1 pseudogene is annotated in these 251 nt (G+C 54.6%); it reads left to right on the top strand.

The features are described 5' to 3' along the window. Nucleotides 1-127, top strand: a pseudogene (locus F7Q90_RS26325) (transposase); the annotation flags it as partial. Nucleotides 128-251 lie beyond the last annotated feature (124 nt).

Here is a 251-nt window from a genome sequence, read left to right as displayed (position 1 = left end):
CATCATCCACAAAAGCCGTGAAACGTTGCGCTGGCTGAAAGCAAACCCAAAGTTCAGGGTCATTTACCAGCCGATTTACTCGCCGTGGGTCAATCATGTCGAACGGTTGTGGCAGGCGCTTCATGAGTAAGCGTCGCATTCAGACCGTATTGACGTTCAGGCAGAGGGAAGCTCGACCTTCCATGGCAGCAGATCGCGGACCCGGTTCACCGGCCAGTCCTGTATATGACCGATGACGTAACGCAACCACG

Origin of the sequence: Pantoea stewartii subsp. stewartii (assembly GCF_008801695.1) — a bacterium.
Lineage (GTDB): Bacteria > Pseudomonadota > Gammaproteobacteria > Enterobacterales > Enterobacteriaceae > Pantoea > Pantoea stewartii.
Note: the sequence above shows the minus strand (reverse complement) of the source record. Positions and strands in the feature narration are given on the sequence as shown.